Source organism: Halopelagius fulvigenes (assembly GCF_055398025.1).
On sequence record NZ_AP043844.1, the window covers coordinates 61,799 to 73,954 of the forward strand.

Here is a 12,156-nt window from a genome sequence, read left to right on the forward strand (position 1 = left end):
GCGCGAACGACGAAGAACGCGTCTCGATGACGGGGGACCGGTTCACGCCCATCGAGGAGTACGGGTTCGTCGGGAACTTAGAGACGTGTGCGCTCGTCGCGCCGAACGGGTCGGTAGACTGGTTCCCGTTCCCCCACGTCGAGGGTCCGAGCATCCTCGCGGCGATTCTCGACGCCGACCGAGGCGGTCGCTTTCGGGTGACCCCGACCGCGCCGTTCGAGGGTGCCCAACGGTACGTCGACGGGACGAACGTCCTCGAGACGACGTTCGACGCCGCGGACGGGACGGCGACGGTGACCGACTTCTTCCCTCCCGCCGGGAAGGTCGACCACCCGAAGAAGGTCCTCTACCGCAAGGTCGTCTGCGTCGAGGGGCGAGTCGAACTCGAAGTCGAGTTCGACCCCGCGTTCGATTACGGCCGCGCCGACCCCGCGTTCGTTTCGACCGAGAAGGGCGTCCGCGCCGAGGGTGCCGACGAACGGACGCTCTTGGAGGTGCCGACCGAACTCGACGTGAGCGACGGACGGGTGACCGGAACGCTCACAGTCGAAGCGGGGGACACCGAGTGGTTGCTGCTCCGCTGTACCGGCGCAGAGGACGCCGATACCGACCCGGAGGGAGCGCTCGCGGACACGATACGTTACTGGCGAGACTGGGTTCAGACGTGTCGACACGAGGGCTCGGGCTGCATCTTCGAGGGGCCGTGGCACGACCTCGCGGCACGGTCCGGACTCGCGCTCAAACTCCTCACGCACGAGGAGACGGGGGCCATCACGGCCGCGCCCACGACGTCGCTCCCGGAGGATATCGGCGGCGTCAGAAACTGGGACTATCGGTTCAACTGGCTCCGCGACGCCGGGTTCACCGTGCAGGCGCTGTCGAGTCTCGGCAACTCCGAGGGGGCGACCGAGTACTTCGAGTGGTACATGAACCTCTGTCAGGCGGACGACCCGGAGAAGATTCAGCCGTTGTACGGTCTCCACGGCGAATCGGACGTCGAGGAGACGGAACTCGAACACCTCGACGGGTATCGGAGCTCCCGCCCGGTTCGAATCGGAAACGGGGCCGCGGACCAGACGCAACTCGACATCTACGGCGAACTGCTCTTAGCGGTCGACGAGGTGCTCCAACTCGGACGCGAGTTGGACGACGAGGAGTGGGAGGCCGTTCACGACATCGTCGAGTACGTCCGAGACGTGTGGCGCGACCCCGACGCAGGCATCTGGGAAGTGAGGGGCGAAGCGAGCCAGTTCGTCTACTCGAAGGTGATGTGTTGGGTCGCGCTCGACCGAGGAATCGACATCGCGACGACCCACGGCTACGAGGCTCCCGTCGAAGCGTGGCGGGACGCCCGCGAGACTATCAAGGAGGACGTACTCGAAAACGGGTACGACGAGGACGTCGGCGCGTTCGTGCAGGCGTACGACACCGACGCGCTGGACGCGACCGGGTTGCTGATCCCTAGCGTCGGCTTTCTCCCGTTCGACGACCGCCGAGTGCAGAACACCATCGATGCGATAGAGGACCGTCTCCTCGAGGGGGACGTCCTCGTAAAGCGGTACGACGGCGACGACGGACTGCCGGGAGACGAAGGGGCGTTCGTCCTCTGTTCGTGCTGGCTGATCGACGCACTCGCGCTCTCCGGACGGGTCGAGGAGGCTATCGACCGATTCGAATCGCTCACCGAGTACGTGAGCCCGCTCGGTCTCCTCGCCGAGGAGATAGACGCAGACACCGGCGCGCAGTTGGGGAACTACCCCCAAGCGTTCAGCCACGTCGGACTCGTCAACAGCACGCTCTACCTGGGCCACGTGCGCGGGTACGAGTCGCCGGGGGCGGAGCCGATAGGAATCCGCCTCGGAGACCCCGTCTCTCCCGAAGACGGATAGGACCGCTCCGTTTCCGCGACGTCGAGGCTCGGAGTACGTCGCGCAGGCGACTAGCGGTTCGAACTCACTCGTACTCCCGCTAACTACGCGCAGTCCGTCTCCGTGTCGTCGAACGCGACCCCGCGCCGCCGACGGTGACCCGACGCTGTCACGCCGCGACGCCTGTGCCACTCGGTGGCCGAGGTGACCGGCGGTGACGTAATATCCGCCGGCGTCCCACAGGAAGGTATGAACGTCCTCGTCGTCGGCGGGTCCGGATTCGTTGGCACCGAACTCCGCCGCGAACTGGTCGAACGCGGACACGCCGTCACCGTCCTCTCTCGCGACCCGGACGTCGCGTCCGACGCCGCCGGCGTTCGAGCGGTGAGCGGTGACGTGACCGACTACGACTCCATCGAATCGGCATTCGAGGGGCAGGACGCCGTCGTGAACCTCGTGGCCCTCTCGCCGCTTTTCAAACCCCGCGGCGGCGACGAGATGCACGACAGGGTCCACCGCGGCGGCACCGAGAACGTCGTCGCCGCGGCGGAGGCCAGCGGCGTCGAGCGACTGGTTCAGATGAGCGCGCTCGGGGCCGACCCCGGCGGTCCGACCGCGTACATCCGCGCGAAAGGGGACGCCGAACGGGTCGTCCGCGAGTCGTCGCCGGAGTGGGTCGTCGTCCGCCCGTCGGTCGTCTTCGGCGACGGCGGCGAGTTCGTCTCCTTCACGAAGACGCTCACGACGCCGTACGTGACGGGGCTCCCGGGCGGCGGGAAGACGCGCTTCCAACCCATCTGGCTCGGCGACCTCGCGCCGATGCTGGCCGACTGCGTCGAACGCGACGAACACGCCGGGGAGACGTACGAACTCGGCGGCCCGGAGGTGCTCACCCTCGCGGAGGTGGCGAAACTCGCCTACCGCGCCGAGGGGAAGTCGGTCCGCGTCCTCTCCGTCCCGATGGCCCTGGCCCGGATCGGGCTGACCGTCGGCGGGGCGATTCCGGGATTCCCGATGGGCGCGGACCAGTACCGGTCGCTCCGGTTCGACAACACCGTCGCGGAGAACGACGTCCGCGCGTTCGGCGTCGACCCCGGTGACCTCCGGACGCTCTCGGAGTACCTCGGCCTCGGCGAGAGCGCGTCCGAGTCGGAGTCGTCGCAGTCCGCCGGGAGCGCGGCGTGATGGTCGCCGCCGCGTCGCTCCGACGTGTCGCCCGCGTCGCCGCCGGAGTGGCCGGTCTGTCCGGCGGACTCGGCTTTCTCTCTCTGATGGGCGCGTTCGGCCCCATCACCTGTTCGACCGGCCGGTCGCAGACCGGCGACGGCGAGGTGACCGTCACCCGCGAGTGCTCGGCCGGCATCGACTACCTGCTGAGCGGTGCCGGCGGTAACGCCCCGGTGTTGTTCTTCTGGGCGGTGGCGCTTCTCGGACTCGTCGCCGTCGGCGGTGCCGCCGCGTGGACCGGTCACCGTCGCGTCGCGTGGCTAACTGGCCTCGTCGGCACCGTCGTCTCGATTATCGGTCTCATGAGCATCGGGTGGTACTTCGTCCTCCCGACGCTGTCTCTCTTCGTCGCCGCGGCGGCCCTCACCGTCGAGGCCCGTCGGCGCGGTGACGGCGGGCGACGGACGGCGACATGAACGCGGAGTCGGACGACGCGACCTAAATCCGCTGGAAACTCTCTCCTCCTCTCCCCGCTCCGCGTCCCGCGCCGCGGATGACCGAGTTTATGCCGTTGCTCGCCCGACGGCCGACCATGGCTATCGAACCGGGCGACCGCGTCACCGTCGAGTACGTGGGTCGCTTCGAGGACGGCAGCGTCTTCGACACGTCGGACTACGAAGTCGCCGAGAAGTCCGGGCTGTTGGGGGCGCGGGGCGAAGACCGGACCGACTACTCACCGCTCTCCTTTACGGTCGGCGACGGGGAGGTCATCGAGGGTCTCGAAGAGAGCGTCGTCGGAATGGAGGCCGGCGAGGAGGCCACCGTGACGGTCCCGCCGGAGAAGGCGTACGGCGAGTTCGACGCCGACCGAGTGAGAGAGTACGACGCGGAGTCGTTCGAGGGGATGGTCGGCCAGTCGCCGGAGGTGGGCCTGCACGTCCACGCTCAGAACGGCCTGCACGGCGACGTGACCGCCGTCAGAGACGGCACGGTGGAAGTGGACTTCAACCACGAACTCGCGGGTAAGACGCTCGTCTTCGAGGTGGAAGTCGTAGACGTTCGGTGAATCGGCGTTCGACGCTACAGTACGAGGCGTTCGAGGGCGCGTTCTCCGACGGTGCGGTGGACTTCGCCCCGTCTCGAGAGGGTGCCGTCGACCGGTCGGCGAACCGACACACCGCGCCGTACTTCTGGAGGCTGATTTCGGGCATACAGGGTCAGATAGGCTCGAAAACGACGATTTAGGTAAACGGTTTAGTAGCTGCGGACCGTATATACCAACGGATGGTCGAACCCCCCACGACGCCCTGAATCTCCACGCGATTTTCGATGCGCTGGCCGACCGTCCGGAGAGTGAACACCAGTGATAGACGACGGTACCCCCCGACGAGAGACGACGGAGAACGAGACGACCGACCCCCAGAGCACAGCGGTGCGCCGTGCCATCGGGGCGGACGCGACTGCGAGGTGGAGCGAGTTCCTCGGTAAACTCGGCGCTTCGGTGGTGGCGGCATGAACGGGAGCGAACTCGGCGAAGCGACGGTCGGGACGGCGAAGAACTCCGAGGCGACCGACGCGGAGCGTCTCGCCATCGAAACCGTCGGTCTGCGGAAGTCCTTCGGCGACGTCGTCGCTGTAGACGGCGTCGACCTGCGGATTCCTCGCGGCACCGTCTACGGCCTCCTCGGCCCCAACGGGGCCGGAAAGACGACGACGATCCGACTGCTTGCGACGCTGCTCCGCCCGGATTCCGGCACCGCGACCGTCCTCGGCCACGACGTCGTGACCGAGGCGGCCGAGGTCCGCGCGAAGGTGGCTCTCACGGGTCAGTACGCCTCGGTCGACGAGGACCTCACCGGTCGGGAGAACCTCGTCCTCGTGGCCCGACTCCTCGGGCTCTCGTGGCGGGCCGCGCGGAGCCGGGCCGACGAACTGCTCACGACCTTCGGTCTCGCGGACGCCGCCGACCGTCAGGTGCAGACGTACTCCGGCGGCATGCGACGCCGTCTGGACGTCGCGACGAGCCTCGTCGTCACGCCCGAGGTGCTGTTCTTGGACGAACCGACGACCGGTCTTGACCCGCGAAGCCGGAATCAGGTCTGGGATATCGTGCGCGCCATCGCCGCCCACGGGACCACCGTACTCCTGACTACTCAGTACCTCGACGAGGCGGACCGACTGGCCGACCGCCTCGCCGTCATCGACGAGGGGCGCGTCATCGCTGAGGGGACGAGCCGCGAACTGAAGGCGGCCGTGGGCGCGAACCGGTTGGACGTTCGCCTCCGGGACATCGGTCAGAGAGCGGAGGCGGAGGCCGTCTTGACGGACGTTCTCGGCGTCGAACTCATCGACGGACCGGACCGGGACACGCTCTCCGCGAGCGTCCCGACCGAGGAGCGCGCCGCGGAAGCGCTGACCGCACTCGCCGACGCCGGCGTGCGCGCCGCCGAGTTCTCGCTCGGACAGGCGAGTCTCGATGAGGTGTTCTTGGCGCTCACGGGACGTCCCGCGCGGGAAGGGAGCGAACGCGGCGATGCGGCGGACGCCGAGGCGACGGAGGTGCGGCCGTGAGCGCCGAGACGGGGGACTCTCTGTTCCCCGCCGAGGACGGGTTCGACGGTGCCCTCTCGCGGAGCGAACGCCCGCCCCGCGCCGGGGCCGTCTCCGCGTCGCTCACCCTCGGGTGGCGGGCGCTCCTGAAGATCAAGCACGTCCCGTTCCAACTGTTCGACGTCACGGCGTTCCCCATCATGTTCACGCTGTCGTTCACCTACCTCTTCGGGGGCGCTCTGGCGGGGTCGCCGCAGGAGTACATCCAGTTCCTCCTGCCGGGAATCCTGGTGCAGACCATCGTCTTCATCACCGTCTACACGGGCTTCGGACTCAACACGGACCTCGACAACGGGCTCTTCGACCGCTTCCAGTCGCTCCCGATATGGCAGCCCGCGCCCATCGTCGGCGCACTCTTGGGCGACGTCGTCCGGTACTGCATCGCCGCGCTCGTGGTCGTCGGACTCGGCGTCGTCCTCGGATTCCGGCCGGGAACGGGCGTCCTCGGCGTGCTCCTCGCCCTCGCGCTGGTGCTCGTCTTCGCGTTCAGCCTGTCGTGGATCTGGATCCTCGTCGGGCTGTCGGTCGAGAAGCCGGAGTCGGTCATGACGATGAGCTTCGTGCTGCTGTTCCCGCTCACGTTCGTGAGCAACATCTTCGTCGACCCGGCGACGATGCCCCCGTGGCTCCAGACCGTCGTGTCCCTCAATCCCGTCACGCACCTCGTCGACGCCACCCGCGGTCTCATGCACGGCGGCGTCGCGTTCGCGGACGTGGCGTGGGTCTTCGCCGCCTCCGCCGTCATCGTCGCCGTGTTCGCGCCGCTCTCGATGCGGAAGTACCGGCAGGAGCGGTAAAACTCGGCGAACGAACTCCCCCCTTTCTTTGCGAGCCGTCGTCTTCCGCCTGAACGGTATCGTCGGCCTCTTGGTCGCCCTCCTCTTCGCGTTCGTGCGAGATCTCGGCCGAGCGTATCGATAGCCGAGTTCGTTCCGATCCCACGTCCGCAACGACGGGCACAACGCCGAAGGACTGCGGCCGCGTAGTCTCCCCTCATGAGTGAGACCGGCGCCCGGTCCGCCTCGCTCCGGCGGCCGGTCGAACTGGCGCGGGCGGTCATCCGCCACGCACTAGCGGCCGACGTCCCGTTCATGGCGGGCGCAATCGCGTATCAGGCGTTCGTGTCGCTGTTACCGCTCCTGTTCCTTCTTGTCGTCGTGGCGGCCGCCCTCGGTAACGCGGCTGTGACCGACCGCCTCCTCGATATCGTCGTCGGGCAACTCCCCGCGGACGCCCAAGACTTGGTCCGCGGGGCGGTCGAGAAGGCGATAGCCAACGCCGGGAGCTCGATAGTCAGCGTCGTCGTGCTCGGATTCGGCGCGTTTGCGGTGTTCAATGGGCTAGACAAGGCGTTCACCGAACTGTACGGCACCGAACGGGGCGCGAACTTCCCCAACCAGATACGCGACGCCGCCGTGGTCCTCGGGGTGTTCGGGACGGTGACGATACTCATCGCCGCGACGTGGCAGTCGGCGCTCCTCCCGAACAGCCTCTCGGCCGGCAGCGTCCTCAAATCCGTCGCGTTGGTCCTCGGACTCACGCTCGCCCTCTATCCGATGTTCTACGTCTTCCCCGAGGTGTCGCTCGGGTGGCGCGAGGTGCTCCCGGGCGTGGTGGTGACCGCCGTCGGGTGGACCGTGCTGCAGGCGTTGTTCCGCCTGTATGTCACGTTCGTGGCGCGTTCGGACGCGTTCGGGGTGGTCAGCGGCGTGCTACTGCTGGCGACGTGGCTCTACTTCAGCGGGTTCGTCCTCCTGGTGGGCGCGACCATCAACGCCGTCCTCCACGGCTACGGCACTCCCGAGAGTGACTCGTCCGACCCCGACGACGAGGCGGCGGACGCGCCCATCGCCGACGAACGGGCGAACCGGCACTGAGGAAAACGGGAGTGGGGAGCGGACTACCGAAACTCCCTCTACGGAAGGTTCTCCGCGCACTCTATCAGGTCGTCCTCGGTCGTCCACCGGCACAACCGCCCGGCGTCCGAGAGCATCTCGAAGATGGCCGTCTGCATCCCGCTGTAGGGCCGTTCGACGTCTACGTCCGTGTCCACCGCCTCGGCGTCGAGTCCCTCGTACTCCCGTTTGAGGACGTGGGTCTTCCGGAAGTACTCCTCCAGTGCAGTGAAGTACCCCTGTTCGACGAGGAATCCGCCGTGTGTGTGTTCCGCGACGCCGACGATGGCGTCCGCGTAGTCCGCGAGAATCCGGAACTTGAGGTAGGTGTTCGTCCACTCGCTCCGAACGTCCACCATCAGGAAGGCGTAGGCGTCGGGGCGGCGGTTCAGGCGATCCTTGACCAGTTGGAGGCGGCGAATCTCGGGCTGGCCGTAGCTCCCGAGGACGAAGTACGCCCGGTCGGCGGAGAAAAGCGGTGCCAGTTCCGCCACGCTGTGTTTGAGGGCTTCGTACTCTTCGGGCGTGAGCGACGCGTCCCGGAGATAGTCGTCGGCTCTCTCGGCGAGCTCTTCCACGGTGACCGACTCCTCGCTCATCGTGTCGAACTCCCGGCCTCCGGGCTTCAATGTACCGACCGAGTCGTTGACTACATCACTCTATACCGAATCGGTTGAGAGTGATTCGGATTTGAGCGAAACGCTTTTGCACGAATCGCCCGAACTTCGACGCGATGAGCACACCCGACCGACCGCCGAGCGACTTAGACTCCGTGCGAGAGCGACTCAACGTCGTGACGCAGGAGACGCGCTTCTCGCTCGTACAGGACATCCTCGGTCACCCGTCGGGGTTGCCGACGCTGAAAGAACTGGACTACGTGAACCCGAGCAGGAGTCGGACGACCATCCGCCAACACCTCCGGAAACTCGCCGACGCGGGCATCGTCGAGGAGGTGTCCCTTCCCGAGGACCGTCGGCGAAACGACCTGCCGTACAAGTTCTACGGCATCAGCGACGCGGGCCGCCGGTTCCTCGACGAGCACAAACTCCTCCGGGCGGAGGAGACGCTCCGGACGGTGTACGAACGGGTCGAGAAGACCGACGAAATCGAGCGGTACGAGAACGCGCCCCGACCGGACCGCTGAACCGCCCGTCGTTCTTTCTTCTTTTCGGACCTTCGACGGGGACGTTCGCGGCCGACGAACGGGTAAAAACGAGTTCAGCGGTGTCCGCGACTGCTGGCCGAGAGTTCGGCGTTCAGTCGCCGGCGACGGGTTCCGGCCGGTACGACCGGCTGATGACCTTCCAGTGGCCGGCGGCGAAGCGGTAGTACGTGATGACTGCGGGGACCAACGTCTCTAATACCAGCGCGGCGTACAGCGCGCCGATTCCGATCGGCGTCGCGGCGCTCAGGACGGGGAGCGGAACCGACGCGGCGCCGAGGTAGGTGATGGGAAGCGCGAACACGTACAGTCCGAGCACCTGCCCGTAGAACGGCCAACTGGTGTCGCCGCTGGCGCGGAGCGGTCCGGTCGCACCGCCGGAGACGCCGCGGAACACGACGCTGACGCAGGCGACGACGATGAACGTCGTCACCATCGGGAGGATGGAGGGGTCGTTCACGAAGACGCTCCCGACCTGTTCGGCGAAGACGAGGACGAACGCCGCGACGAGGACGTAGACGGCGGTTCCGAACAGGATGACGTCGCGCCCGTACGCGCCGGCTCCCTGCTCGTCGCCGGTCCCGAGTTCCTGGCCGACCAGACTGCTCGACGCTATCGAGAAGCCCCACCCGGGCGTGTCCATCAGGTCGCGGACGCGGCGGGCGACGACGTACGCCGCGACGACGTTCGGCCCGAACATGGCCACGAGGGCGAGCATCGGGAACTGCGCCGCCCGCCGGGCGACGTTCGTGAACACCAGGGGAGCGCCGATGTCCAGGACGTCGCGGACTTCGTCCACCGTCGCGTACGGCGGTCCGAGGTCGACGGTGACGGGGAACTCGCCCAAAACCGGCAGTCGGTAGCCGGCCAGTCCGGCCGCGAACACGGAGAGTGCGAGGACGTTCGCGACGACGGTGCCGATGGCCGCGCCGACGACGCCCATCCCGAGGACGAAAATCAACGCCGCGTTGATGCCGATGTTGACGACTGCGCCGCCCGCGCGGACCATCATGGGCGTCCACGCGTCGTCCGCGCCGACGAGCGCCCGACTCGCGATGAGGTTGAGACCGGCGAAGGGGACGCCCAGAGCGACCACTCGGAGGTAGTCCGCGCCGTAGGCGAGCGACGCGCCCTCGCCGCCGACGAGTCCGACGAGCGTCTCGGGGGCCGCCCAGTAGAGGGCGGCGAGAGGGAGCGTGATGGCGACGGTGACGAGCGCACTCGTCGTCACGGCCGAGGAGAGCCTCTCGCTCGCGCCGGCACCGAACCGCTGAGAGACGAGACTGATGGTCGCGCCGGCGATACCGCTCCCGGCGGCGAACACGACGCCCCAGAACGGCGTCGCGAACCCGACGCCGGCGATGGCGGCCGGTCCGAGGGCGATACCCACCATCGCAACGTCCGCCGCGGACTTCGACATCCGGGTGATTCCGGTGACGATTCGCGGCCACGCGAGGTCGGTCGTCTGCTCGACGCGCCGGGGGTCTATCACCCCGAACCGCGCGAGCACGTACCCGACGGAGAGGAGAACCCAACGAAACGGATTCGGCAAGCGTCTTCCTGAAACTGCCACGTCGCATGTTTCGATTCGAGACCCTAAAGCGCTTCATATCTGCAGTGTATTTCAGGATTTATTCGCACGTTATCTATTGTCTCAGAGTCTCTACTGCAAATAGAGGGAACGACCACCGTGCCACCGACGGCCACGGTACTGACGCTCGAACGGCCGCCGATTACGCCTCGATTTTCGACGGTTACTCCGAGAGGAACACTCGCTCCACCGACCCGTCCGACCCCCGGACGAGGGCGTCGATGGACGATTCGGTCGCAACCGTCACCGACTCGCCGCCCGGGGTACCCTCGTTGACGCGGATGGTGTTGGCGTTGACGACCGACCCCTTTCGAGTGGGGCGGTCGGTCTTCGTGTGGCCGATAACCTGCGGCGGGGCGTCTTCGCTCATGTGCTGGAAGTCCATCCAGACGAGTCCGGCGTCGGCACCTCTGACGCCTTGGGACCCCATGCCGACGACGCTCTCGGCGTCGTCGTACGCCTCCTCCTGCGCGTCGAACCACCCCTTCGAGTCCGATTCGAGCCCGCGCTTCAGTCTCTCGCCGGCCTCACGAAGCGTCTCGTTGACCTCCGCGACGGAGAACGGCCGGTTCGACCCGGCGTGGACGTACGTCCGCCCGTACGCCTCGAACGCGGCGGCGAGTCGTCCGGCGGCGACGTCCCCGACTACCCGCTTTTTCACCTCCGCCGGCGGGTCGGCGGAGTACCAGTACTCCCAGTGGTAGACGTAGGGAAAGAGCGTGTTCGCCTCGTGGTTTCCGAGGAGGTGGACGACGTGGCCCTCCGGGGCCTCCTCGCGGAGTCGCCACACCGTCTCCAACGTCTCGGTGTTCGACGGACCGCGGTCCACCGTGTCGCCGAGGAAGACAAGGACGTACTCGTCGCCGCCGGCCCAGTGGAGTCGCCCCTCGCCGTCGGCTTCCACGAGAGGCCGGTCGAACGCCTCGCCGACGAGTTCGAGCGCGGACTTCGCCTCCGAGAGGTAGCCGTGGATGTCGGAGACGGACACCACCGTCGGCGCGTCCGCGTCGAGGTCCGAGAGTGATCCGGGCGCGGGCGTCATCGGACCACCGACCCGGCGACGGAAACGCTGTCTTCGAGTCTCATACACCGACCCTCCGAGAGCGGAAACATAATCGCTCGGGTCGCCGCGGTTTCGGCCGACGCCGCCCGACTCCGCCGCCCCCAACGGCCCGCCCCGACGTTCCTCAATCGACGTAGGCGGCGACGAGTCGGCGTTCGATTCGCTGGAGTCGGTCGCTCACGGTGCCCGCCGAGAGGCCGAGTTTCGACGCGAGTTCCCGGTGGGTCGTCTCCCGCGGCACCTCGTAGTACCCCTCCCGGACGGCGAGTTCGAGGAGATCGGCCTGTCCGTCCGTCAGTACGTCGGCGAACTCCCCGGTGGTCGGTCGGTATGTCCCTATCTCTTCGAGTTCGAACTCGACCGCCCCCGGAAGTTCCGAAACCGCCCGCTGGATACCGGACCCCGTCCCGATGACCGTGAACCGGTAGCTCCGGCGTCCGTCGATCTCCCGGTGTTCTATCGGCCAATCGAGGACGATGTCGTGCGCGTACAGGATCGAGATGAGGTCGCCTATCAGGCCGACGCTCCGACACTGGAGGTACGCGACGCCGCTTCCGTCCGTCCCCGTCACGTCGTACCCGACAACCTCCTCGGCGGCGTCTAACAGTCGGTCCGCCGCCGAGAGGTTGCCCCGCAGATCGACGAGGACGACGTACCGGCCGTCCTCTATGGGCCCCATGTGGCGGGTCGAATCGATGGTCACCGCCTCCGATCGGGCGAAGCGGTCCAGAACCGGCGCTATCTGCACCTCCGTCTCCGTCAGTACGAGCGTCGCGTATCTCATCGGTTCGTCTCCCCGG

At 67.3% G+C, this 12,156-nt stretch carries 14 protein-coding genes; 10 read left to right on the forward strand and 4 right to left on the reverse strand.

What is annotated here, in order from left to right; genetic code table 11:
* Positions 1–26 precede the first annotated feature (26 nt).
* The 9 genes from ACZ522_RS01800 to ACZ522_RS01840 all read left to right on the forward strand — a co-directional run bounded on the left by ACZ522_RS01800 (position 27) and on the right by ACZ522_RS01840 (position 7,522).
* Positions 27–1,889, forward strand: a complete 1,863-nt coding sequence (locus tag ACZ522_RS01800; protein WP_464391759.1) for a glycoside hydrolase family 15 protein — start codon at positions 27–29, stop codon at positions 1,887–1,889.
* Positions 1,890–2,117: 228 nt separating this feature from the next.
* Entirely contained in the window at positions 2,118–3,053 is a 936-nt protein-coding gene (locus ACZ522_RS01805; protein ID WP_379694847.1) for a complex I NDUFA9 subunit family protein, read from the forward strand.
* Positions 3,053–3,511: a hypothetical protein gene (locus ACZ522_RS01810; RefSeq protein WP_379694844.1), complete on the forward strand. Its 459-nt coding sequence runs from the start codon at positions 3,053–3,055 to the stop codon at positions 3,509–3,511. The genes ACZ522_RS01805 and ACZ522_RS01810 overlap by 1 nt, the downstream gene beginning before the upstream one ends.
* Positions 3,512–3,627: 116 nt before the next feature.
* Positions 3,628–4,101 carry an FKBP-type peptidyl-prolyl cis-trans isomerase gene (locus ACZ522_RS01815; protein ID WP_379694842.1) on the forward strand — a complete coding sequence of 158 codons (474 nt, stop codon included), beginning with the start codon at positions 3,628–3,630 and terminating at the stop codon, positions 4,099–4,101.
* Complete coding sequence (locus ACZ522_RS01820; protein WP_379694839.1) at positions 4,098–4,280, forward strand: hypothetical protein; 183 nt, start codon at positions 4,098–4,100, stop codon at positions 4,278–4,280. Before ACZ522_RS01815 ends, ACZ522_RS01820 begins: the two co-directional genes overlap by 4 nt.
* Positions 4,281–4,398: 118 nt before the next feature.
* Entirely contained in the window at positions 4,399–4,551 is a 153-nt protein-coding gene (locus ACZ522_RS01825; RefSeq protein WP_379694836.1) for a hypothetical protein, read from the forward strand.
* The gene (locus ACZ522_RS01830; protein ID WP_379694834.1) at positions 4,548–5,606 is read left to right on the forward strand and encodes an ATP-binding cassette domain-containing protein; all 1,059 of its coding nucleotides are present in this window, start codon (positions 4,548–4,550) and stop codon (positions 5,604–5,606) included. Before ACZ522_RS01825 ends, ACZ522_RS01830 begins: the two co-directional genes overlap by 4 nt.
* A complete protein-coding gene (locus tag ACZ522_RS01835) occupies positions 5,603–6,442 on the forward strand; it encodes an ABC transporter permease (protein WP_379694831.1) in 840 nt (279 codons plus the stop codon). Before ACZ522_RS01830 ends, ACZ522_RS01835 begins: the two co-directional genes overlap by 4 nt.
* Positions 6,443–6,640: 198 nt before the next feature.
* Positions 6,641–7,522 carry a YihY/virulence factor BrkB family protein gene (locus ACZ522_RS01840; protein WP_379694829.1) on the forward strand — a complete coding sequence of 294 codons (882 nt, stop codon included), beginning with the start codon at positions 6,641–6,643 and terminating at the stop codon, positions 7,520–7,522.
* A gap of 38 nt (positions 7,523–7,560) precedes the next feature.
* Here ACZ522_RS01840 and ACZ522_RS01845 read toward each other — a convergent pair whose 3' ends face one another.
* Complete coding sequence (locus ACZ522_RS01845; RefSeq protein WP_379694826.1) at positions 7,561–8,139, reverse strand: DUF8170 family protein; 579 nt, start codon at positions 8,137–8,139, stop codon at positions 7,561–7,563.
* Between the two features lie 134 nt (positions 8,140–8,273).
* Between ACZ522_RS01845 and ACZ522_RS01850 the strand changes: the two genes are divergently transcribed.
* On the forward strand, positions 8,274–8,684 hold the full coding sequence (locus tag ACZ522_RS01850; RefSeq protein ID WP_379694824.1) for a helix-turn-helix domain-containing protein: 411 nt from the start codon (positions 8,274–8,276) through the stop codon (positions 8,682–8,684).
* Between the two features lie 112 nt (positions 8,685–8,796).
* Here the strand turns inward: ACZ522_RS01850 and ACZ522_RS01855 are convergent, their stop codons facing one another.
* The 3 genes from ACZ522_RS01855 to ACZ522_RS01865 form a co-directional block, all read right to left on the reverse strand.
* Positions 8,797–10,254, reverse strand: coding sequence for an MATE family efflux transporter (locus tag ACZ522_RS01855; protein ID WP_379695235.1), 1,458 nt, complete (start codon positions 10,252–10,254; stop codon positions 8,797–8,799).
* A 202-nt stretch (positions 10,255–10,456) separates the two neighbouring features.
* Positions 10,457–11,335 carry a metallophosphoesterase gene (locus ACZ522_RS01860; RefSeq protein ID WP_379694822.1) on the reverse strand — a complete coding sequence of 293 codons (879 nt, stop codon included), beginning with the start codon at positions 11,333–11,335 and terminating at the stop codon, positions 10,457–10,459.
* A 145-nt stretch (positions 11,336–11,480) separates the two neighbouring features.
* On the reverse strand, positions 11,481–12,140 hold the full coding sequence (locus ACZ522_RS01865) for a helix-turn-helix domain-containing protein (RefSeq protein ID WP_379694820.1): 660 nt from the start codon (positions 12,138–12,140) through the stop codon (positions 11,481–11,483).
* Between the last annotated feature and the right edge of the window lie 16 nt (positions 12,141–12,156).

Excerpts from the sequence above, each read along its gene's own strand:
- ACZ522_RS01805 (WP_379694847.1), top strand. The coding sequence starts at position 2,118 with ATGAACGTCCTCGTCGTCGGCGGGTCCGGATTCGTTGGCACCGAACTC.
- ACZ522_RS01810 (WP_379694844.1), top strand. The coding sequence starts at position 3,053 with ATGGTCGCCGCCGCGTCGCTCCGACGTGTCGCCCGCGTCGCCGCCGGA.
- ACZ522_RS01815 (WP_379694842.1), top strand. The coding sequence starts at position 3,628 with ATGGCTATCGAACCGGGCGACCGCGTCACCGTCGAGTACGTGGGTCGC.
- ACZ522_RS01860 (WP_379694822.1), bottom strand. The coding sequence starts at position 11,335 with ATGACGCCCGCGCCCGGATCACTCTCGGACCTCGACGCGGACGCGCCG.
- ACZ522_RS01830 (WP_379694834.1), top strand. The coding sequence starts at position 4,548 with ATGAACGGGAGCGAACTCGGCGAAGCGACGGTCGGGACGGCGAAGAAC.
- ACZ522_RS01850 (WP_379694824.1), top strand. The coding sequence starts at position 8,274 with ATGAGCACACCCGACCGACCGCCGAGCGACTTAGACTCCGTGCGAGAG.
- ACZ522_RS01865 (WP_379694820.1), bottom strand. The coding sequence starts at position 12,140 with ATGAGATACGCGACGCTCGTACTGACGGAGACGGAGGTGCAGATAGCG.
- ACZ522_RS01845 (WP_379694826.1), bottom strand. The coding sequence starts at position 8,139 with ATGAGCGAGGAGTCGGTCACCGTGGAAGAGCTCGCCGAGAGAGCCGAC.
- ACZ522_RS01800 (WP_464391759.1), top strand. The coding sequence starts at position 27 with ATGACGGGGGACCGGTTCACGCCCATCGAGGAGTACGGGTTCGTCGGG.
- ACZ522_RS01840 (WP_379694829.1), top strand. The coding sequence starts at position 6,641 with ATGAGTGAGACCGGCGCCCGGTCCGCCTCGCTCCGGCGGCCGGTCGAA.